This window comes from Albibacterium bauzanense (assembly GCF_004339765.1).
In the GTDB taxonomy this organism is placed as follows: Bacteria; Bacteroidota; Bacteroidia; order Sphingobacteriales; family Sphingobacteriaceae; genus Albibacterium; species Albibacterium bauzanense.
In genome coordinates, this window is record NZ_SMGO01000001.1 from 146,864 (window position 1) to 166,894 (window position 20,031).

A 20,031-nucleotide genomic window follows, 5' to 3' on the forward strand; every position below is an offset into this window, starting at 1 on the left:
AAAGAGTTTATGTAAAAAACGATTTCTTACATAGATATTACAGGCTTATTAAAGGAATTGCTGACTTAACCGTTCTAAATCAGAGATGATTTCTTGCAGGCGTTGTTCTTCTTTTTTATTGAATTGCTTCATGAAAACAAATTGACAAAGAAAAATCCAAACTATGCTCATTACGATGTAAAATATCAATAGAGAGAGGGGGAGAATGTAATACATTTCGAATGCGAGCAGAACGAGCGCTATGCCAATGAAGATGACATATATCTGATAGGATTGTGTATTTAATTTAAACCTCGATTTTTTATAATCTTTTAGGTAAGCAATATATTCGTCAGGTTTTTTAAAGATAAAGGCAGTTTTATTTATTTTTAGATAATCCTCTAATTGGATACAGAAATAGTAAATTAAGCATCCCATAACAATAACCACAGCTAAATGGGATGTCCATGTAATAAAAGTAGCTGTTAGCCAAACCATAAAAATAAGAAATAAAGCGATAGCCACTATTATTGTTTGTTTTAATAGCTTACGAGCATAACCCCGCTTTTCTTCGTTTATTCTGGTAAATACATCTTCGATACTAACCGGCTCGGTGGGTTGTACTTGCCACAGTCGTTTTATCGCCTCAAAGTCTTTCATATCGATTATAAATATCTGTTAACCTATGCTTGATACGATGAATTTTTACACGTAAGTTTCCTTCAGAAATTCCAGATATTTCTGCAATCTCAGGATAAGGCACTTCATCCAGAACCAGTGTAATAATAATACGTTCGTTTTCTTCTAATTGAGATATGCACTTATATAATAATGATACCTGTTCTTCTTTTTCCGATATGGGTTCTGCCGTGTTTTCTAATATAAAATCACTAATTTCATCGGTTACTTTTCGTTTTTCAACCCTTAAATAAGAAAGACAGGTATTAATAGCAATGCGATAAATCCAGGTAGAAATTTGCGATTGATTTCGAAATCCATCCAGATTCTGCCAAACCTTAATAAATGTCTCTTGCATTAAATCATTCGCAGAATCGCTGTCACCCGTATAACCATAACATAAATGATATATGATCTTCGAGTTTTTATCAAACAATTCCTTAAATTGGGTTTCTTTAGTATCCATTTATCTAAAGACTTTGACAGTTGAAAGCTCTTTTTGTTACATGCAATGTTTTTAATAGGGCAGGGTTAAAGAAGAAAGGCTCCCAAACGGGGAGAATGGGAACCTTTACTAACCAATTATAAACCTACTAGACAATTGTCAATAACTGTGCCAAACTTATTTTTAGTTGATTGTAATTCTTTTTTATGTACAAGGGAGCCGATTTTGGCTAAATTGAAACTATATTGAAATAGTTTCACTCACTTTCTTACGCATCAATTTGTTTAGAAAAGTCCTTAGTTTACATATTAAGTAAATTATTGAACCATTCTTCTATTGTGTCTGCGTTGTTTTGACCAAAACAACGCAGACACAACGCAGGGATTACCCGCTAACGACACACATATGTAAAGCAAGGTATAACCTGCCATACAGTCGCAGATGTATAATTTAATAGACTATTTTGCAGGACATAGGACTATTTTGCAGTCTTTTAGAAACAGCTGAGTGATCAGCCAGATTGTTTGCCTAATATGTGTGCTTAATTTGCACTAAGGTGATACTCTATAAATATCCCAGGAAGAATCTCTCTTTTCATATACAACCCGATCGTGCAATCGTTGAGCGCCACCTTGCCAGAATTCCAAATAATGTGGTGTTAATCGATAGCCTCCCCAGTAATCGGGTAAAGGAATTTCAATATCCTTGAATTTTTCCGTTAAGCGATCTAAATTTTCTTCGATCACAGTTCTGCTTTCAATTTTAGCACTTTGATGCGATGCTAAAGCGCCCAGCTGACTGCCGATAGGCCTGGAATGAAAGTATTCTTCAGATTCCTGGTAAGATGTTTTCTCTACGGTTCCTAAAATACGTACTTGTCTCTCAAGTTCGGGCCAGAAGAACAAAAGGGCGATCTTATTATTTTCTGCTATTTCTTCTCCTTTTCTGCTGGTATAGTTGGTAAAGAATACAAATCCTTTTTCATCTACATACTTAAGCAATACGATTCGGGCATTTGCTTGTCCGCTGGCAGAAGTGGTAGCCAGAGTCATTGCATTGGGTTCCATAACCTTAGCGTGAATAGCTTCTGAAAACCAATTTGAGAATTGTTCTATCGGATTCTTTTCTACATTTTCTTCGTGTAAATGTGCTTTTATATATTCTGTACGGATATCATGAAGATGAGAAAGATCTTTTTCCATGGACTTGTAGATTTAGATAAAGTGATGTAAAGGTAAAGAAAAAACAAATTATAATTATGAATATGGGCTTGATAAGCAGGTAAATCAAAATGTCGTTTTTTTCCTATACCAAACAATGGGAGCTAGTTATCTTTGTTTAAATATTAATTTATGGTTTATTATATTAAGTTAAACAAAAATTTATAAAAATTATTTTTATGAAAAAAGTATTACTATTTCTATCTGTCGTATTACTATCTGTATCCTGTAGTAAAAATACTGTTGATCCAGATCCACCAATAGGGCCTCTGTCTCCGCCTTTACCGCCTGCAACAGAATCTAATACATTACCTGTAAAGGTAGTGTTGGAGCTAGAGGGAAAAACAAAAACGTATAATTTTAGCTATGTTTCAAATACAAAGAAGCTTGAGAAAATAACAACCAGCGAAGAAAGAATTGAGTCTTATGAATATGAAGGTGACTTGATTACTAAAATACAATACAGAGAGGGTGATTATAACACATATGAATATGAAAACAGCATTCTTGTTAGGGAATTTGAATATCGGGGGAGTAAACAAATTAGCAAGCTGGAGTTTGGATATTTAAACAACAATGCCTTTACAATTAAGCCATATGCAAACAAAGATGGAGAATGGATACTGGATAATAGTGAAGGAGGAGATGTTTCTGTGGAATTTGATAGCAATGGTAATCTGCTAAAAGGAGAAACTGAACTCGGGGATATGGGGCATCTTAAAATCAATGTAACCTATGATGATAAAAATTCGCCGATTGTAAATATACCAGGATGGTCTAAAATAAATATATTGGGTGGTGTTCCCTTGGGTGATAATATTGATTTCGTAGATATTATTGGCAGAAGAAATAACCCTTCTAAAGTTACCATCACTTCAGAAGGAGGAAATATGGATTTTACGTACACTTATGAATTTAATGACACAGATAATCCAAAATTCCCGACAAAGATTAGTGGGAAACAAAATAACGTAACATTATTTTCAGCAACAATTACTTATAAAAAGTAAGAGACTGATTGTGGGCAGCCTTGTTGTTCTGAATACAGAATAGCAAGGCTGCTCTGTTTATGTAATATTATCTTTTAAATTATTATCTTTAAATAAAAGTTAAACTAAACATGAAATGTTAACATAGATGAATGCGTCATTTTTTCAATATGTAGCAAAATATCCGCATCCAGCTTTAAGCGGAATTGTGACGCATTATCGATTGAAAAGTGTAAAGCTTTCTACTCCGATAGTTTTCCCAAACCATTCTCCCATTTTTCAAGGTCTTATTTTTAATGTTGATGAAATGGAAGATATTGTTTTCAAAAAAAGAGAACACAGTCAGCTGAAACATAAAGTTTACTATGTAGGCCAGGCGGTATCACCAAGCTATTTATTTAGCAGTTCAATGCATATGAATTTAATAGCCGTGAACTTTACGCCGACAGGATTGCATCAACTTACTGGAATGGATTTACATTACCTTACTGATAGAATTGTTGATGCACAAGTCATTTTTGGAAATGAGATCAATGTGTTATATGATAAAATAATGCATTCAAAATCGCCAGAGAAAGTAATTGAGCTGATAGAATATTTCTTGATTCGTAAGGCCCAGGAAATAAAAAAACAAAATAGGTCTTGTGTCTCAACTTCATTAGATATTCTAAATAATAGTGCTGGAGAAATGACTATCAAAAAGCTTCAGCATTTAACGAGTACCAGCCCAAAAACGTTGGAGAGAGCATTTAAAAGCGAAATCGGTATGACCCCGAAAATGTTTCAGCGTTTACTTCGCTATAATCAAGCCAAGTACTTTATTAAAGAAAATCCCGGAATAGATTGGTTGGAAATGGTTATACGATTCGGCTTTTATGATCAATCCCATTTTATCAGTGAATTCCGAAATTTTTCCGGATTAACTCCTGTGGAATATAAGGAAACATTAGAATTCATTGAATCTTAGAAAAATTTCTCTTTAGTTTTGATAAGCTAATTGGAAAACATTGACTTCATCTTCAAACATCTTCTCAATATAAGTTGAATTCATTAATCGCAGAAGCCCCATATAATCTACTTTAAATTCGATTGTGTCGCCAACTTTGTGTTGTTGCAAATTATCTCCTAAGTCAATAATTGTCATGTCAGAGCTTGCTCCAACTATCTCCATGGTTGAGTCAACCGGGCTAAGATGGTTGACCTCTACATCCAATATACCTATATCTACAATAGCTCTATAAGAATTGATTCCTGCATTCTTTTGGTCGAATACAGGGGTTTCGCCCGTAAGGTTAAGTCCGAATTCCCCGGTAGGAATCATTGGTTTTTCCGTAAGCTCAATGATATCAGCGCAAAGCTTAAATACATCGTTATGCATTGACTCAAGAACTGTATTATGATAAACATCAGTCCCTAAATAAAGAGTTTCTCCCACACGGAAATGATTGATCCCATTAGGTAATAAACCTTTCTTTATGAGGGGAATCGTAACTGATGTTCCTCCCGAAACGTAAGCTATTTTACGTTTGAATTTAGCTTCTACCAATTCCTTATACAAACAAAGTTGAATGAGCTTATCTTGATTTGGCAGAACTCCATATAAACAGGTAAGATTGGCGCCTATGCCTACAACTTCAATATTGGGTAGCTGAAAGACTTTAGAATAAAAGTCTACAAATTGTTCTCGCATTACACCCTCTCTTAACTCTCCAAGTTCAACCATAACTACGATCTTATGCGTTTTATTCACTTCTTTGGCTGCAAGCGATAGCAGTTTGATGGTTTCGAATTCTGTATTAAAGCTGATGTCAGCAAATTCAACAATCCGGGTAATATTTGCTTTAGCAGGAGGCTTGATGTAAATGGTTTCTATTGCTGGATCTATCGATTTAATCATCTCCAGATTGCTTAAACGAGAGTCACAAATTTGTTTGACTCCTAAACCAATAAGCTGTTCCAGGTATTTCTGATTCCCACAAAGTACTTTTGCTACTACAGACCATGAGATATCATTTTTTACAAAAAACCGATCAAGCTTTTGGTAATTATATTTTAGCTTTTCTTTATTTAAGGTTAAATATGCCATTATATAACCTCCTTTATTAAACGCATTTCTAAATATTTATTAGTAAAGCCTAATTTTTCATAGAGCTTCTTTGCAGGATTATTGGGTTCAACATGAAGAGCTATATCTCCTTCTACATTTTCAATGACTTTTTTCATAATGTTTTTTCCAATTCCTTTCCCTCTGAAGTTTTTATGGGTAGCTATATAGACTAATATATTTGCAGGGATATAATCATTCATCCCTGTTTTATTGATGACTACAGCACCTATTAATTCATTCTGCTCTTCGGCGATAAAAACGTGACCGCCCAGGCTATCATTTTTTCCCAGGGCATAGTCAATTGCTTTTTCGATGGCGGCTTGAGGGTCACCGTATTCATCTAAATGCTGATAAAGAAAGGATGAGATTTTAAGTTTTTCTGATGTGGGTAATTGATTGTTTTTATTGAATTCTTTTATTTCAATCATCTTGTAAGTTTGCTCCCAATGGGGAATTAAAAAATACCTACCAAGGAGATTAATCCGATAACAAAAATGCAAGATAAAATACGCGTGATATACGCAAGAATCAGGCTTTTGAAATTCCAATTTTAAAGTGAAATGTATATTTCTATACATTAGAATTGGATCAACGTCCTTGATAGAAGATTTGCAAATTTAAGAAAAATAGGGCTAAAAACAGCAGTTTTATGCGATTTTTAACGAAAAACAGCATCAAATCAGGTAAAAACGTGAAAATCTATTTTTGATATCGCCTATACATTTTAGAAATGCGGAGCATTACTGCTAAAATATCCCGACTCTGTAAAAAGATATTAGTTTGTAAAATAGCTTGTTTTGTACTGAGATTTCTTTGTTGAATTTCTGAAATCTGACGATCTAAATGAGAGTTAATAAATTCTCTTAGTTCATCTCTGCTTTTTCTAACAACATCGTAGTCGATGGCTTGCGGATTACTTAAGCTTTCTATGATCAACTTAAAGAAGACTTCCATTTTACTATTTAGCTTCTCCACTGTTTTTATAAAGCTTTTTTGTGGTGCTTGATGCAGGTTATTAATGTATTCAAGGCTTTCTTCACTTAAGAATTTAGCCGATTGAATCATGTCTTGCAATAAATCAGTGCTATAAAGAATTACTTCAGCAGTTTCTTTGTCGGTTGTCTGAAGTTCTTTAATGTATTTTATACTTTTTGTACGTATTTTAAAACCGTATTGCACCATCTCATCCATATCGGCATTTACCTTTTTTAATTGAGAGGTATTATTCGCATTAAGCGATGTAATGGTGCTATGATAGTTTTGATAAACTTCAATTAATACATTGTTTACCATCCGTTTATTTCTTTCAAATAAGTCTAAATCGGATGCTTCAAGTACGGTGAATTTCCCTTTTAATTTTTGGGCTTTCTTTTCCTTTTGTGCAAACTTAATGTGAGAAAATATAATGTAAACTAAGGTAATCAAGATTAAAATAAATGTACCCGTTATCTCTCCTTTATATAGAATTAAAGCAAATAAACCAGCAACTACAAAGGCAATAACGGCTGTGATAAACCAGCCCCCAATAACACTCAATACTCCGGCAACACGGTATACGGCAGATTCTCTACCCCATGCACGATCGGCTAGAGAACTTCCCATTGCTACCATAAAAGTTACATAGGTGGTTGATAGAGGAAGTTTCATGGAGGTTGCCCATGCAATAATAATACTTGCTATAATTAGATTAGAGGAGGCTCTTACTAAATCAAATGCAGCTGAATCTTCTCCCTGTACATTGGTAGCTTTTTGAATTTTACTTTTCTCAAGATTTAAGCGGTAGTTTTTATAGGTATTGCGCGGTAAGAATACAGATACCAGGTTTCCGAGCATAATAGAAGATTTTACAATGCTTCTTGAAACTGCATTTGCTTTAAATCGTTCTTCGCCTTCATCTTGTCTTCCTAAATTAACCTCTGTTTCTGTTACTTTTTTAGCTTTCGCATTGAACCAGATCGTTAAAGACATAATTACTCCTGCAAGGAGCAGCATAAAATTAGGTACTATAACATCGTCGCTGGCTAAATAGGTTTGGTAGAGTTCGTTAGCAGGAACACCACTCGCTGCCCAGTTCTGGAAGGCTAAATAACCTGTAATAGGAACCCCGATAAAATTAACCAGATCATTTCCTGCAAAAGCCATCGCTAGTGCAAATGTTCCTGCCAAAACTACAATCTTTAATGGGTTTACCTTAGCATAATGTTGTAATAAGAAGCAAATTAAAACAATTATTATAAATATAATAGCTAAGAGGAAGGCAATGTTATCATTTACCCATGTAACGCTATCGGGACTAAAGAGAGTTGTGCCTTTTAATCCTTTTATTAATAAAAAGTAAACGATGGATGTGATTCCGAAGCCTGCGAAAAGTGCTCCGAATTGTTTTAAACGATTGGCATATTCGAATGTAAATAGCTGTCGGAATAGATATTGAAATACAACACCACAGGTAAAAGCAATAAATACCGATAGAAATATCCCTGTTATAATGGAGATGGTACTTTCGAAGTTAATGTATTTGAAAGCATCTGCTATATTGTCATTTTGCTCGATAGAGAATAGGATACCTACTACAGTGGCTGCACCCAATAATTCGAAAACAATGGAAACGGTAGTAGAAGTTGGAAGGCCGAGTGAATTAAAGATATCTAATAAGATAATATCAGTTAGCATAACAGCTAGAAATACCCACATAATCTTATCGAAAGTGAAATATTCCGGATGAAATATCCCTTTTCGGGCAATTTCCATAATTCCACTCGAGAAAAAGGAGCCTAGTAAGATACCGACAATGGCAGTTATAATAATTACACGATAAGGAGCGGCTTTTGAACCAATAGCAGAGTTTAAGAAGTTAACTGCGTCATTACTTACTCCAACAATTAAATCTGAAATAGCAAGTATGAATAGGATAACTACTAGAAATATTATAAAAGTCATTCGGTGTGATTTTGTTTACAGAGAAGCTTGAAAAATATTAAATGATTATAGAGTTATAAAGTTAATTTAATATTAGATGACCATTATTATCGCGACAAAGGTAGTTAATTGAATTGTATTTGAATAAAAGTTATTTAGGTTAAATCAGTTGTAAAACGAATTGAAATAACAATGCAATGGAAATGGCTGTGCCAAAGCTAATAAGTGTGCCGATAAGGACATATTCTGTGAGCTTTCGCTCCTTAGATGCCTTTAAATCACCAAACCGGAAAACCGATTTAGCAGTTATTAAGAAACCAACGGCTTCCCAATGATTGGTAATAATGAATGTAAATACCAACAGGCGCTCCAGGTACCCAATGTATTGACCGGCATCTTCTAATGAATCATTTTCTTTATCCTCGGTATTGGGTGTCCATTTTGAAATAAATATTTTAATGGCGATCGATAATGGCTGAGTAAGTATAAACAGGGTAGTGGCCCAAAGCAATATGTAATTCGGATTGATTGAAATTACATTCAGAGGATGTATTTCATAATAATACCAAACAATAAACAGAACTAAAAGATGTAAGAACTGATCGGCAAAGAAAAGAAGTCGTTTGTATTTTTGCTGCTGTAAATAAAGCTTAATGCTATCTATTAGCAGGTGGCTGGCTGTAATGGCTGTTGCCCAAGGCCAAAAACTCCAATCCCAGATTAAGAGCATGGTTAGAGCAAAATGGATAAAAACATGGAGATAAAGTTGATAGGCTTTCGCCTTTCCAAGTTCCTTTGCTTTGACCCATTTGCTTGATTGGAATAGGAAATCGCCCAAAAAGTGAGCAAGTATCAATTTGAGAAGTAATGTCATAAATTTCTTTTTAATTTAAGCTGATATACTTGAATCATTTCTGATATCTCCTCGAAAGCAGCTCGCTTTAAACGACTGCTAACGGCATTTTGTTTAATTCCAATAATACTGCCTAGTTCTGATTGTGCTTTATTGGGGTTCTCTAAAGAGGTTTTAATCATTTCTGCAGCGCTTTCTGTCCAATGATCCATAATTAACAGAGCAAGTTTTAAAAACAGATTAACATCTAGGTCGAATTGGGGCCAATCTGACCGGAGTGCAAGATTTAGCTTTTCCTTTTTTAATCCTTCAAATCTTTCTCCTGAGTAAATAAAGGCAGTACCGTTTGCTTCAGTAACATTATTGGACGCATGCTTTACGTTACCTATGCCAATAGCCATGCGTACATCCAGCGATTTGATGGTTTTAATTGCTGCCTTAATTTGAATGGCGATGGTTAAAGCAAGGAGAGGGTCTTTTATAAATAGCTGGAAGCTATCTCCTCTGTATATTTCCCATTCTTTGGGCGTTGAACCTGCTTTATTTAAAACGTCTTTTAAAACGGGAAGCCAGATTTTAGGATCCACTTTTGTGGAATTAATGATGTCACCGGTTATTACTGCATGCATCTTAATAAAATTTTATATAAATATATCACATTTTTAAATGATAATTCAAAATATCACACATTTTGTGGATAATTATTTAGTTGAAAGATAAATAATGCTATTTGTATTTATTAAAATTATTCTTCATATTTGACATGAATTAAATGAATAGAAAATTATCATATTTCAGCTGGTGGTGGCACAAAGGATAACCTCTGTGGCATGACTCGTATATAAAATATTTTTTAACAATAATTGAGGCTTGTCTATAAAAGACAAGCCTTTTTTCGTAATTTGAAATGAAGAAAATCTTATCACACCTTTTTGAGCATAAAAGCTTTACACGTAAAGAAGCTCATGAAATACTGACAAATATTGCGACTGGCAAGTATAATAGTTCGCAGATTGCGTCTTTTATGACAGCTTACAGTATGCGTGCAATTCGTGAAGAAGAGCTGGAGGGCTTTCGTGACTCAATGTTTGATTTGAGTGTAAAGCGTGATTATCGTGATTATAAACTGATTGATTTGTGCGGTACAGGAGGGGATGGGAAAAATACATTCAACATATCAACATTGGCTTCATTTATTGTTGCTGGTGCTGGACATAAGGTTGCGAAACATGGTAATTATGGTGTGTCATCAGGATGTGGATCTTCTAATGTGATGGAATACCTGGGTTATCAGTTTAGTAATGATCAGGATGAGATTTATCGCTCCTTGGATGAAGCAAATATTTGTTTTCTTCATGCACCTCTTTTCCATCCGGCTATGAAAACAGTAGCTCCAATTCGTCGTGAATTAGGAATTAAAACATTCTTCAATATGCTGGGTCCGCTAATTAACCCTGCAAATCCTCATTATCAATCTGTAGGAGTATTCAGTCTGGAGTTAGCACGTTTATACGCCTATATTTATCAAAAAACAGATAAGCAATTCAGCATTATTCATGCTTTAGATGGCTATGATGAAGTTTCTTTAACAGGTAGCTTTAAAGTTATTAATAACGGTGCTGAACAAATAACGACCTTAAAAGAGCTTGGTTTTGAAGCAATCAATCCCAAAGATATTAGAGGTGGTGATACAGTGGAAGAGGCCGCTGGTATATTTAAAACAATCTTACATAATGAAGGGAATGATGTGCAAAATAGGGTAGTATTAGCAAATGCAGCCATCGCTATTCATACTATTAAACCTGAAGCATCGTTTCACGAATGTTTCCTTGAGGCTGAAGAATCTCTGTTAAGCGGAATGGCTTTAAAAAGCTTTAAGACTTTATTGAAATTATGAGACCGTTACCAGTCATAAAGATATGTGGATTGAGGGAGCCTTCTAATATTAAAGAAGTTCTTTCATTGGATCCTCAATATATAGGCTTTGTTTTTTATCCTTCTTCTTCAAGGTTTGTTGGAGAATTGGATATTGAATATATTAAAGGGTTAAAAGACGTTAAGAAGACCGCAGTATTTGTAAATGCATCTCTAGAAGAAATTGTTACGGTCGTTAATAAATATCAATTTGATGCGATTCAATTGCATGGGCATGAGAGTGTAGCATTTTGTAAAGATGTAAAAGAGAGTACAGGCTTAGAGATTATTAAAGCTTTTGGAATAGACTCTGAATTTGATTTTAATCAATTAGAGCCTTATTTGTTGGTTGCAGATTATTTCTTATTTGATACAAAAACATCCATATATGGTGGTTCAGGACGTGTGTTTAACTGGGATGTTCTGAAAAGATACCCATTTGATAAGCGCTATTTCTTAAGTGGTGGTATTGATCTTGATAATTTTCAGGATGCATATACATTTGAAGATGAGCGCTTATATGCAATCGACTTAAACTCTCGCTTTGAGTCTTCTCCAGGAATTAAAAATATACTATTATTAAAACAAGCATTAAAAAAATAAATAATGAGTAAATATCAAGTAAATGAAAAGGGTTATTATGGCAAATTTGGAGGTGCCTATATTCCTGAAATGCTTTATCCGAATGTTGAAGAGCTAAGACAAGAATATTTGAAGATCATGAATGATCCTGATTTTCAAGCCGAATTTGATCAGCTGATGCGTGATTATGTGGGCAGGCCTTCACCTTTGTATTTGGCCGAACGTTTATCTGAACGATATGGTGCAAATGTTTATCTTAAACGAGAGGACTTAAACCATACTGGTGCACATAAAATCAATAATACAATTGGCCAGATTCTATTGGCTCAGCGTCTTGGAAAGAAGAGAATTATTGCTGAAACTGGTGCTGGGCAACATGGTGTAGCAACAGCAACTGTTTGTGCCTTAAAAGGCTTGGAATGTGTGGTTTACATGGGTGCCATAGATATTAAGCGACAAGCTCCTAATGTGGCAAGAATGAAAATGATGGGTGCCACGGTAGTTGCTGCAGAATCAGGAAGTAAAACCTTAAAAGATGCTACAAATGAGGCCTTACGTGATTGGATCAATAATCCGGTTGATACTCATTATATTATAGGATCTGTAGTCGGACCGCATCCTTATCCGGATATGGTAGCTCGATTCCAGTCCATTATATCTTCTGAAGCGAAACAACAATTATTGGATAAGAAAGGTAAATTACCAGATTATGTAATGGCTTGTGTGGGTGGTGGCAGTAATGCTATTGGTATGTTTTATCATTTCCTGGAAGATGAAAGTGTTCAATTAATTGCTGCTGAAGCTGCTGGTAAGGGAATTCGCAGTGGTCATTCGGCCGCAACTTCGGTTTTAGGTAAAGAAGGTGTATTGCATGGAAGTCGTACCATATTAATGCAAACTCCCGATGGTCAGGTTATCGAGCCTTATTCTATCTCGGCAGGCTTAGATTATCCTGGTATAGGTCCACAGCACGCTTTTTTGCATGAAAACAAGCGTGTAAAATATGTGAGTATTACTGATGATGAAGCCATGCAGGCAGGTTTATTATTAACACGCCTGGAGGGAATTATTCCTGCTATAGAGAGTGCACATGCTTTAGCCCAATTGGAGAAAATGAAATTTGAAAAGGATGATGATATTATTCTTTGTCTTTCTGGACGTGGGGATAAGGATTTGGATAATTATATGAATTACTTTTCTTTTTAATTTATTATAGCTTAACAATAACATGAATAGATTAGCACAATTATTTAATAATAAGAAAGATAAAAATATATTATCGATATATTTTACGGCAGGATATCCTCATTTGAACAATACGCTTGACATAGCAGAAGGACTTGAAAAGGCAGGAGCCGACTTTTTGGAAATAGGATTTCCTTATTCAGATCCTTTGGCTGATGGCCCTGTAATTCAACATAGTTCTCAAGTTGCTCTACAAAACGGAATGACCTTAGAAGTTCTTTTTGAGCAATTGAAAGAACTTCGTAAACGTGTTTCTATCCCTGTTTATCTGATGGGTTATTTCAATACTGTTTATCAATATGGGGTAGAGCGTTTTTGCAAATCATGTGCTGAAGTAGGAGTAGATGGTGCAATTATTCCAGATTTGCCGATGTATGAGTATGAGGAATTATACGAGGATATTTTTAAAAGCAATGGAATCAGTAATGTTTTTCTGGTAAGCCCTCAAACTACTGATGATCGGGTTCGTAAGATCGACTCTTTGAGTACAGACTTCATTTACTTATTGTCTTCTTCAGCAACAACAGGAAAAGATTTAAAAGTTTCTGACGAGCGCTTGAGTTATTTTCAGCGTATAAAGGCATTAAACTTAAATAACCGTATTGTTATTGGCTTTGGTATTTCCAATCATGATAACTTTAAACAAGCTGCAGGAGCTGCTGATGCGGCTATTATTGGAAGTGCGTTTGTAAGACAGTTAGAAAGTGATGATTATTTGCAGCGTATACCAGAGTTTATACGCAGTATTAAAGAAGGATAAATAATATAAGCAAAGGTTCTTATTTAACCTTTGCTTATATATTGAACTTTATAAATATAAGGCCAGATCACCTTCGCCTTGACGTATTACTTCGAATTCTCCGGTTGTACAATCAACTACAGTAGAGGGAATATTGTCTCCATAGCCTCCATCAATAACAACATCAACCAGGTCACTGTATTTCTCGTAGATCAATTCCGGATCTGTTGAATATTCAACAAGTTCATCATCGTCATGTATTGAGGCAGAAACAATAGGGTTTCCTAATTCTCTTACTATTTCACGAGCAATATTATTATCTGGAACACGGATACCTACTGTCTTTTTCTTTGAACTTAATAGCTTAGGTACTTGTCCGCTTGCATTGAATATAAAAGTAAATGGCCCAGGTAGTGATTTCTTTAACAAACGGAAGGTCACATTATCGAGGGGCTTGGTATATAAAGAAATAGAAGTTAAATCATTGCAAATAAAAGACAGGTTTGCTTTTTCAGGTTTTAACCCTCTAATCTGACAAACACGCTCTATTGCTTTCGGATTTGTTATATCGCATCCTATTCCATAAATAGTATCTGTAGGATAAATAATCACCCCACCTTTTCTTAAAATATCCACCACCTGAGATATGCTCTTCGGATTTGGATTTTCTTCGTAAATTTTAATAAACATTTTTATATATTTTACTATTACTCTAATGAATAACAGAGGGATATTAGTTTTGATTTCATTTATAAGAAATAATTCTGATTAAGAACCTTTAAATGAAATGCTTTGTGCTGTGTTTAAAACTCAGCATTGTTCGGATAACGAGGGAAAGGAATCACATCGCGAATATTTCCCATACCGGTTACAAATAATACCAGCCTTTCAAAACCCAATCCGAATCCAGCATGCGGAGCAGTTCCAAATCGGCGTGTATCTAAAAACCATTCCATTTCTTTTGTCGGAATGTTCATCTCAGCCATGCGTTGCGTTAACACATCATATCGCTCTTCACGTTGTGAACCTCCAACGATTTCACCAATCCCTGGAAAAAGAATATCCATTGCTGCAACAGTCTTTCTTCCATTCTCATCCACTTCGTTCTGACGCATGTAGAATGCTTTAATATCTGCCGGATAATCAATTAAGATAACAGGCTTTTTAAAGTGTTTTTCTACTAAATAGCGCTCATGTTCTGATTGCAGATCAATTCCCCAATCGTCAACAAGATATTTAAACTGTTTCTTTTGATTTGGTTTTGAGCGTTTTAATATATCAACGGCTTCTGTATAGGTAACTCGTTCAAAATCATTTTCTAATATAAACTTAAGTTTTTCTACTAAATCCATTTCAGAACGATCTGCCTGAGGTTTTTGTTTATCTTCTTCAAGCAACCTGTTTCTTAAGAATTCAATTTCATCCGGACAACGATCCAGTGCCTGACGAATTACATATTTCAATAACTCTTCCGCTAGATCCATGTTGTCATGAATATCGTAGAATGCCATTTCAGGTTCAATCATCCAGAATTCTGCCAAATGGCGCGTAGTGTTCGAGTTCTCAGCTCTGAAAGTAGGACCAAAGGTATAGATGTTCCCCAATGCCATTGCAGCAAGCTCACCCTCTAATTGTCCGGAAACAGTTAAATTGGTTTCTTTGCCAAAGAAATCTTCCTTATAATCAATCTTACCGGCTTCATTTCTTGGTAAACTATCTAAATCCAGGTTCGTTACTTGAAACATTTCACCAGCACCTTCGGCATCAGATCCTGTAATGATTGGCGTATGTATATAAACGAATCCGCGTTCATTAAAGAATTGGTGAACAGCGAAAGCGAGTGCGTTTCGAACTTTAAAAATAGCATTGAAAGTATTGGTCCGGAAACGCAAATGCGCAATCTCACGTAAGAACTCCAGGCTATGTTTTTTAGGTTGTAAAGGGAATTTATCAGGATCACTTTCTCCCAGAACCTCCAGCTCAACTGCTTTTAATTCAACACGCTGACCTTTACCTTGCGATTCAATTAAAGTACCCTTTACAGAAACAGATGCTCCTGTATGAAGTTTCTTGATTACTTTTTCATCAAATACATTAAGACCTATTACAACTTGTAGATTACCCAGGCAAGAGCCATCATTAATGGCAAGAAACTGGTTGTTTCTAAATGTTCTTATCCATCCTTTGGCAATAAACTCCTTTCCAAAGTCTGTTGAATTTAATAGGTCTTTTATTCTTGTATGTGTCATGATTGAAAAATATGTAGTATTATTTTAGAACAAATAAACCTCCGAAGTGGAGGTTTATTTGGTTAATTATTTTGGTAAAGTTGCTTCTGCTTATTAAGAAAGTACTTTTGTAACTAAGTCAGCAGCTTCTTTTAATTGAATGGCTGAGAAAACCTTAAGCCCAGACTCATCAATTAGTTTTTTAGCTTCTTCGGCATTGGTACCTTGTAAGCGAACAATGATCGGAACAGGAATATTACCGATTTCTTTGTAAGCATCAATAACACCTTGTGCTACACGATCGCAACGAACAATACCTCCGAAGATGTTAATTAAGATTGCTTTTACGTTTGGATCTTGTAAGATGATATTAAATCCTGCTTTAACAGTTTCTGCATTTGCAGTACCACCTACGTCCAGGAAGTTTGCAGGCTCACCACCAGCAATTTTAATGATATCCATCGTAGCCATTGCTAGTCCGGCACCATTTACCATACAACCTACGTTACCATCTAGTTTTACGTAGTTTAGGTTAGATTTTCCTGCTTCAACTTCAGTTGGATCTTCTTCAGCAAAATCGCGCATTTCTAAATAGTCTTTATGACGGTATAATGCATTTTCGTCTAAATCAACTTTAGCATCAACAGCTAATATTTTATTATCAGAAGTTTTTAGAACCGGGTTAATTTCAAACATTGAAGAATCGGTTGTGTCGTATGCCTTGTATAAAGCGGCAACAAACTTCACCATTTCTTTATTTGCTTCTCCGGTTAAGCCTAAATTGAAAGCAATCTTTCTTGCTTGAAAGCCTTGCAAACCAACTTTAGGATCAATTTCTTCTTTAAAGATCAATTCAGGTGTTTTTTCTGCAACCTCTTCAATATCCATCCCGCCTTCGGTTGAATACATAATGATGTTACGTCCTTTAGCGCGATCTAAAAGTACGCTCATGTATATTTCTTTCGTTTCACTTTCTCCCGGATAGTAAACATCCTGAGCAATTAAAACTTTGCCAACTTTCTTTCCTTCAGGACCGGTCTGCGGAGTAACCAATTGCATTCCGATAATATCTGAAGCTCTTTGTTTAACCTCATCCAAGTTCTTAGCTAATTTTACTCCTCCACCTTTTCCACGGCCACCGGCATGGATTTGAGCTTTTACAACAACCCAATCAGAATTAAAATCTGCTTTTAACTGTTTGGCTGCTTCAACAGCTTGTTCAGGAGTTTCGGCAACAATACCTTCTTGGATACGTACGCCAAAACTTTTTAAAATTGCTTTACCTTGATATTCGTGAATATTCATGCTTTAAAAATTTGCCGTAAAAGTAATTCTTTTAATCCATTTTATCAACGTTGTACATGCTTATTTTGTGGGAATCTGCGCTAAAAAAGAAATTAGTATTATCTTCGCATTATGTTAAGTGCAAGGAATATTTATAAATCATACGGGAAACTCCCAATCCTAAAAGGTGTGGATCTGGAAGTAAATCGAGGAGAAATAGTAAGTATTGTTGGTGCTTCCGGAGCAGGGAAAAGTACGCTGCTTCATATTATTGGTTCTCTGGCTTTGCCTGATCAAGGCACTGTTGTAATTAACGGTGTTGAGATCAATAACTTATCGCCAAAGAAATTAAGCGAGTTTCGAAACAAGAACATCGGTTTTATTTTTCAGTTCCATCATTTACTTCCAGAGTTTAGTGCATTAGAAAATGTATGTATGCCTGCTTTCATAGCTAAAAAGGGGAAAAAGGAAAGTGAAATAAAAGCAGAAGAGACTTTAGAAATGCTCGGTTTGAGCCATCGCTTGCATCATAAACCTTCAGAACTCTCAGGTGGCGAACAACAGCGCGTTGCTGTAGCACGTGCGCTAATTAACAATCCATCGATTATTTTAGCTGATGAACCATCAGGTAACCTGGATTCAGATAATGCACAGGCACTTAATCAGTTATTTATAGAATTGAGAGATAAGCTCAATCAAACTTTTATCATTGTTACCCATAATGAAGATCTTGCATTGATATCTGATCGCAGCATTCATATGAAAGATGGAAAGATTGTAAATGGAGAACAGCTAACAGAGCATATTTCAAATGGAACAGCCGTTGAGTAATACAATTATTATAACCCAGGGTACGAGTGCCAGTGCGCAAAAGCGCGCCAAAGACTATTCAATAGATCATGTGTTCTTTGCTGATTCTGTACCGGTTCCAAAACCTTTATTAAACTCAGGTAAGTTTATTCAGCTTCCTCCGGTTTATGCACAGACTTTCATTCATGAACTTTTAAAAGCTTGCCTTGATAAGAATGCAAACACTTTATTGCTTCTATCTGAGTCTGAAATTGAGCTTGTACTCCCTGAAAAGTTTCTGTTTGAAGAATATGATATTGAAGTAATATGTTAAGTTATTCAGACATCGATACGAACAAAAATGTTTTTATTTTTGAATTAGATGATGTTTTATACCCGCAGCAAGATTATATCTTACAGGTTTATTACCTCTTTGCTAATTTCCTTGAATATACGGAGAGCTTTCCACCAGCAGCAGAGCTCACAGAATTTCTAAAGAAATCTTATTTGCAGCATGGTTCTGAAGGTGTTTTTAAAAAAGCTTCGGCAGTCTTTGGAATTGATACAAAGTATGAAGAGAATTTCAACAGACTTCATAGCAGTGCGCAATTGCCTCTTAAGCTTTTGCTATATCCTTCTGTTTTAGAGCTATTAAAATCACTTTTTTCAGATCAAAAATCTGTTTATATTTTCACAAAAGGCAATCCGTTAATTCAATTGAATAAATTAAAGCATTTGGATTGGCAAGGTCTTGATCGTAAGCTAAAAGTGTATTTTTATGATGAACTAAAACTGCTCCCAGATATTGATCCATTGGATTATATTATCAACGAGAATGGCTTAAAAGCAAGTGAAGTGGTTTTGATCGGAAGAGTCGAAAGTGATCGCAGGGAAGGAGAGCAGAGAGGTATAAGCTATCTGAATGTTTCTAATTTTCTGGAATGAAATAAGGCTTGTTAGCCAAGCAAACCCATGCCTTCATTAAATATTTATTATCTTGTAGCAGATTATAAGCGAATAGTAAAGAATGAAACAGGGGCAAATACCAACTTTAAAGCAAATAGCCAAAAGGCTGAAACTATCTACTTCTACAGTTTCCCGAGCATTAAAAGATCATCCCAGTATTGGGTTGGTTACTACAATGCGAGTTAAAAAACTGGCTGCTGAACTAAATTATGAACCCGATAATCGGGCTATCTTTTTTAAGCAGCAAAAAACCTTTACAATTGGTGTTGTTTTACCTAATCTTTCCGAAGCCTTCTTTTCTACAGCAATCAGTGCTATAGAAGATATGGCCACTGCTCATAATTACACAGTAATTCTTGGACAATCTCTGGATGATGAGGCTCGGGAATTAAAAATACTGGAGTCTTTTAAAAAACATCGGGTAGATGGAATTATTGTATCGCTAAGTAAGAACACCAACAACTTTGATTTTATTGAAACCTTTCAAAAGATGAATATCCCTGTTGTATTCTTTGATTGTGTTCCTGATAGGGAAGATGTATACCGTATTGTTTCTGATTTGGAAACAGGTATGATAGAGGCAATTAATACTTTTGTAAGCTGCGGTCACAATCGGATAGCATTGATCAACGGACCAGAAAGCCTGCTAGCTAGTAAACAACGGGAAGAGGGATTTATTAAAGGCTTAAAATCAAATGATATTAATGTAAATAGAGATTATATATTCCACACTAACCTTTCGGAAAAGGGTAACCAAGAAGCTGTAGAAGAACTTTTATCTTTAGTAGACCGGCCTTCTGCAGTAATCTGCTTTAGTGACTACGTTACGCTTGATGCCATGAAATTGGTTCGGGAAAAAGGCCTGGTCATTAATCAGGACATTTTCTTTATCAGCTTTGCTAATTTTCCAATCTGGAATCATATTGAAAATAAGCCCATGGCTTCTATTGAACAATTTCCTGGTAAGCAAGCTGAGAAAGCTGCTGAAATTCTTTTCGATCTTATTAAAGAAGACGAAACAAATAAAGGCAATCACATTATTTACCCTTCAAGGCTTATCCATTTAGATAGCTCTAAACAGACAAGCCTCTAAA

Annotated in this window: 21 protein-coding genes; 10 read left to right on the forward strand and 11 right to left on the reverse strand. The window is 35.3% G+C overall.

The features are described 5' to 3' along the window. Positions 1–48: 48 nt before the first annotated feature. The 3 genes from C8N28_RS00615 to pdxH all read right to left on the reverse strand — a co-directional run bounded on the left by C8N28_RS00615 (position 49) and on the right by pdxH (position 2,304). Positions 49–639: a hypothetical protein gene (locus tag C8N28_RS00615; protein WP_132220513.1), complete on the reverse strand. Its 591-nt coding sequence runs from the start codon at positions 637–639 to the stop codon at positions 49–51. Further along, positions 626–1,123 (reverse strand): RNA polymerase sigma factor, encoded by a 498-nt coding sequence (locus C8N28_RS00620; RefSeq protein ID WP_132220515.1) that lies wholly within the window; start codon positions 1,121–1,123, stop codon positions 626–628. The genes C8N28_RS00615 and C8N28_RS00620 overlap by 14 nt, the downstream gene beginning before the upstream one ends. A gap of 530 nt (positions 1,124–1,653) precedes the next feature. Beyond that, positions 1,654–2,304 (reverse strand): pyridoxamine 5'-phosphate oxidase, encoded by a 651-nt coding sequence (gene pdxH, locus C8N28_RS00625; protein ID WP_132220517.1) that lies wholly within the window; start codon positions 2,302–2,304, stop codon positions 1,654–1,656. Positions 2,305–2,501: 197 nt separating this feature from the next. Here pdxH and C8N28_RS00630 point away from each other — a divergent pair, with 197 nt between their 5' ends. Then, positions 2,502–3,332, forward strand: a complete 831-nt coding sequence (locus C8N28_RS00630) for a hypothetical protein (RefSeq protein ID WP_132220519.1) — start codon at positions 2,502–2,504, stop codon at positions 3,330–3,332. A gap of 127 nt (positions 3,333–3,459) precedes the next feature. After that, entirely contained in the window at positions 3,460–4,278 is an 819-nt protein-coding gene (locus tag C8N28_RS00635; RefSeq protein WP_132220521.1) for a helix-turn-helix domain-containing protein, read from the forward strand. 12 nt (positions 4,279–4,290) lie between these two features. Here C8N28_RS00635 and C8N28_RS00640 read toward each other — a convergent pair whose 3' ends face one another. From C8N28_RS00640 to C8N28_RS00660, 5 genes are all read right to left on the reverse strand, one after another. Continuing rightward, entirely contained in the window at positions 4,291–5,397 is a 1,107-nt protein-coding gene (locus C8N28_RS00640; protein ID WP_132220523.1) for an alanine racemase, read from the reverse strand. Next, positions 5,397–5,846, reverse strand: a complete 450-nt coding sequence (locus C8N28_RS00645) for a GNAT family N-acetyltransferase (RefSeq protein ID WP_132220525.1) — start codon at positions 5,844–5,846, stop codon at positions 5,397–5,399. Before C8N28_RS00645 ends, C8N28_RS00640 begins: the two co-directional genes overlap by 1 nt. Before the next feature lie 271 nt (positions 5,847–6,117). Further along, positions 6,118–8,358, reverse strand: a complete 2,241-nt coding sequence (locus C8N28_RS00650; RefSeq protein ID WP_132220527.1) for an inorganic phosphate transporter — start codon at positions 8,356–8,358, stop codon at positions 6,118–6,120. A 139-nt stretch (positions 8,359–8,497) separates the two neighbouring features. Next, positions 8,498–9,211 (reverse strand): DUF3307 domain-containing protein, encoded by a 714-nt coding sequence (locus C8N28_RS00655; protein ID WP_132220529.1) that lies wholly within the window; start codon positions 9,209–9,211, stop codon positions 8,498–8,500. After that, entirely contained in the window at positions 9,208–9,819 is a 612-nt protein-coding gene (locus tag C8N28_RS00660) for a SatD family protein (protein ID WP_132220531.1), read from the reverse strand. The genes C8N28_RS00655 and C8N28_RS00660 overlap by 4 nt, the downstream gene beginning before the upstream one ends. 278 nt (positions 9,820–10,097) lie before the next feature. On the opposite strand from C8N28_RS00660, the gene trpD reads away from it, so the two are divergent. Genes trpD through trpA form a run of 4 tightly spaced genes read left to right on the forward strand, consistent with a single transcriptional unit; the run spans position 10,098 to position 13,691 of the window. Next, a complete protein-coding gene (gene trpD / locus C8N28_RS00665) occupies positions 10,098–11,087 on the forward strand; it encodes an anthranilate phosphoribosyltransferase (RefSeq protein ID WP_132220533.1) in 990 nt (329 codons plus the stop codon). Further along, positions 11,084–11,707, forward strand: a complete 624-nt coding sequence (locus C8N28_RS00670) for a phosphoribosylanthranilate isomerase (RefSeq protein ID WP_132220535.1) — start codon at positions 11,084–11,086, stop codon at positions 11,705–11,707. The genes trpD and C8N28_RS00670 overlap by 4 nt, the downstream gene beginning before the upstream one ends. Positions 11,708–11,710: 3 nt before the next feature. Continuing rightward, the gene (gene trpB / locus C8N28_RS00675; protein WP_132220537.1) at positions 11,711–12,892 is read left to right on the forward strand and encodes a tryptophan synthase subunit beta; all 1,182 of its coding nucleotides are present in this window, start codon (positions 11,711–11,713) and stop codon (positions 12,890–12,892) included. 22 nt (positions 12,893–12,914) lie between these two features. Beyond that, entirely contained in the window at positions 12,915–13,691 is a 777-nt protein-coding gene (trpA, locus tag C8N28_RS00680) for a tryptophan synthase subunit alpha (RefSeq protein WP_132220539.1), read from the forward strand. A 48-nt stretch (positions 13,692–13,739) separates the two neighbouring features. Here trpA and C8N28_RS00685 read toward each other — a convergent pair whose 3' ends face one another. The 3 genes from C8N28_RS00685 to sucC form a co-directional block, all read right to left on the reverse strand. After that, positions 13,740–14,360: an L-threonylcarbamoyladenylate synthase gene (locus tag C8N28_RS00685; protein WP_132220541.1), complete on the reverse strand. Its 621-nt coding sequence runs from the start codon at positions 14,358–14,360 to the stop codon at positions 13,740–13,742. A gap of 113 nt (positions 14,361–14,473) precedes the next feature. Continuing rightward, entirely contained in the window at positions 14,474–15,919 is a 1,446-nt protein-coding gene (gene asnS / locus C8N28_RS00690; protein WP_185140110.1) for an asparagine--tRNA ligase, read from the reverse strand. A 93-nt stretch (positions 15,920–16,012) separates the two neighbouring features. Beyond that, positions 16,013–17,203, reverse strand: a complete 1,191-nt coding sequence (gene sucC / locus C8N28_RS00695; RefSeq protein ID WP_132220545.1) for an ADP-forming succinate--CoA ligase subunit beta — start codon at positions 17,201–17,203, stop codon at positions 16,013–16,015. A 111-nt stretch (positions 17,204–17,314) separates the two neighbouring features. Between sucC and C8N28_RS00700 the strand changes: the two genes are divergently transcribed. The 4 genes from C8N28_RS00700 (at position 17,315) to C8N28_RS00715 (ending at position 20,030) form a co-directional block, all read left to right on the forward strand. Further along, on the forward strand, positions 17,315–18,013 hold the full coding sequence (locus tag C8N28_RS00700) for an ABC transporter ATP-binding protein (RefSeq protein WP_185140111.1): 699 nt from the start codon (positions 17,315–17,317) through the stop codon (positions 18,011–18,013). After that, a complete protein-coding gene (locus C8N28_RS00705) occupies positions 17,994–18,305 on the forward strand; it encodes a hypothetical protein (RefSeq protein WP_132220549.1) in 312 nt (103 codons plus the stop codon). Before C8N28_RS00700 ends, C8N28_RS00705 begins: the two co-directional genes overlap by 20 nt. Continuing rightward, complete coding sequence (locus C8N28_RS00710; protein WP_132220551.1) at positions 18,299–18,916, forward strand: HAD family hydrolase; 618 nt, start codon at positions 18,299–18,301, stop codon at positions 18,914–18,916. The genes C8N28_RS00705 and C8N28_RS00710 overlap by 7 nt, the downstream gene beginning before the upstream one ends. An 82-nt stretch (positions 18,917–18,998) precedes the next feature. Next, complete coding sequence (locus C8N28_RS00715; protein ID WP_132220553.1) at positions 18,999–20,030, forward strand: LacI family DNA-binding transcriptional regulator; 1,032 nt, start codon at positions 18,999–19,001, stop codon at positions 20,028–20,030. Position 20,031 lies beyond the last annotated feature (1 nt).

Excerpts from the sequence above, each read along its gene's own strand:
- C8N28_RS00705 (WP_132220549.1), top strand. The coding sequence starts at position 17,994 with ATGGAACAGCCGTTGAGTAATACAATTATTATAACCCAGGGTACGAGT.
- C8N28_RS00710 (WP_132220551.1), top strand. The coding sequence starts at position 18,299 with ATGTTAAGTTATTCAGACATCGATACGAACAAAAATGTTTTTATTTTT.
- trpA (WP_132220539.1), top strand. The coding sequence starts at position 12,915 with ATGAATAGATTAGCACAATTATTTAATAATAAGAAAGATAAAAATATA.
- C8N28_RS00645 (WP_132220525.1), bottom strand. The coding sequence starts at position 5,846 with ATGATTGAAATAAAAGAATTCAATAAAAACAATCAATTACCCACATCA.
- C8N28_RS00670 (WP_132220535.1), top strand. The coding sequence starts at position 11,084 with ATGAGACCGTTACCAGTCATAAAGATATGTGGATTGAGGGAGCCTTCT.
- C8N28_RS00620 (WP_132220515.1), bottom strand. The coding sequence starts at position 1,123 with ATGGATACTAAAGAAACCCAATTTAAGGAATTGTTTGATAAAAACTCG.
- C8N28_RS00650 (WP_132220527.1), bottom strand. The coding sequence starts at position 8,358 with ATGACTTTTATAATATTTCTAGTAGTTATCCTATTCATACTTGCTATT.
- sucC (WP_132220545.1), bottom strand. The coding sequence starts at position 17,203 with ATGAATATTCACGAATATCAAGGTAAAGCAATTTTAAAAAGTTTTGGC.
- C8N28_RS00700 (WP_185140111.1), top strand. The coding sequence starts at position 17,315 with ATGTTAAGTGCAAGGAATATTTATAAATCATACGGGAAACTCCCAATC.
- C8N28_RS00685 (WP_132220541.1), bottom strand. The coding sequence starts at position 14,360 with ATGTTTATTAAAATTTACGAAGAAAATCCAAATCCGAAGAGCATATCT.
- trpB (WP_132220537.1), top strand. The coding sequence starts at position 11,711 with ATGAGTAAATATCAAGTAAATGAAAAGGGTTATTATGGCAAATTTGGA.
- C8N28_RS00640 (WP_132220523.1), bottom strand. The coding sequence starts at position 5,397 with ATGGCATATTTAACCTTAAATAAAGAAAAGCTAAAATATAATTACCAA.
- trpD (WP_132220533.1), top strand. The coding sequence starts at position 10,098 with ATGAAGAAAATCTTATCACACCTTTTTGAGCATAAAAGCTTTACACGT.
- C8N28_RS00635 (WP_132220521.1), top strand. The coding sequence starts at position 3,460 with ATGAATGCGTCATTTTTTCAATATGTAGCAAAATATCCGCATCCAGCT.
- asnS (WP_185140110.1), bottom strand. The coding sequence starts at position 15,919 with ATGACACATACAAGAATAAAAGACCTATTAAATTCAACAGACTTTGGA.
- C8N28_RS00615 (WP_132220513.1), bottom strand. The coding sequence starts at position 639 with ATGAAAGACTTTGAGGCGATAAAACGACTGTGGCAAGTACAACCCACC.
- pdxH (WP_132220517.1), bottom strand. The coding sequence starts at position 2,304 with ATGGAAAAAGATCTTTCTCATCTTCATGATATCCGTACAGAATATATA.
- C8N28_RS00655 (WP_132220529.1), bottom strand. The coding sequence starts at position 9,211 with ATGACATTACTTCTCAAATTGATACTTGCTCACTTTTTGGGCGATTTC.
- C8N28_RS00630 (WP_132220519.1), top strand. The coding sequence starts at position 2,502 with ATGAAAAAAGTATTACTATTTCTATCTGTCGTATTACTATCTGTATCC.
- C8N28_RS00715 (WP_132220553.1), top strand. The coding sequence starts at position 18,999 with ATGAAACAGGGGCAAATACCAACTTTAAAGCAAATAGCCAAAAGGCTG.
- C8N28_RS00660 (WP_132220531.1), bottom strand. The coding sequence starts at position 9,819 with ATGCATGCAGTAATAACCGGTGACATCATTAATTCCACAAAAGTGGAT.